This window comes from Acinetobacter sp. V89_4 (assembly GCF_029967875.1).
GTDB lineage: Bacteria > Pseudomonadota > Gammaproteobacteria > Pseudomonadales > Moraxellaceae > Acinetobacter > Acinetobacter oleivorans.
In genome coordinates this window covers 1-617 of the sequence record NZ_JASCAI010000014.1, presented here as the reverse complement: position 1 = coordinate 617, position 617 = coordinate 1, and the positions used below count along the sequence as shown (strand labels likewise).

The window sequence follows — 617 nt, the reverse complement described above, 5'->3', positions numbered from 1 at the left end:
TCGATAGCACGTTCTGGTTCTGGAATGTAAGAGTCAAGCGCTTCAACAAGAGCAAGAACTGAAGACTCGCCATATTGACCAGCATCACCGTTAAGAGCAGCAAGAGCTGAACCACGGATAACAGGAGTGTCATCACCTGGGAAGTCATAAGTAGAAAGAAGTTCACGAACTTCCATTTCTACTAATTCAAGTAATTCTTCATCATCAACAAGGTCACACTTGTTCAAGAATACGATGATGTAAGGTACACCAACCTGACGAGAAAGAAGGATGTGTTCACGAGTTTGTGGCATTGGACCATCAGTCGCAGCACATACAAGGATCGCGCCGTCCATCTGAGCAGCACCAGTAATCATGTTTTTAACATAATCGGCGTGGCCCGGGCAGTCTACGTGAGCGTAGTGACGGATTGGAGAATCGTATTCTACGTGTGAAGTATTAATTGTAATACCACGTGCTTTTTCTTCAGGTGCTGAGTCGATTTGTGAGTAATCTTTCGCTTCACCGCCGTAAGTTTTTGCACAAATAGTTGCAATCGCAGCAGTTAAAGTTGTTTTACCATGGTCAACGTGACCAATTGTGCCCACGTTTACGTGTGGCTTATTACGTTCAAACTT

At 44.2% G+C, this 617-nt stretch carries 1 protein-coding gene; it reads right to left on the bottom strand.

Annotated features, from left to right (window positions below; translation table 11 throughout):
- Positions 1 to 617 (bottom strand): GTP-binding protein (locus QLG01_RS03105; protein WP_282495806.1); only part of this gene is annotated, 617 nt, incomplete at both ends.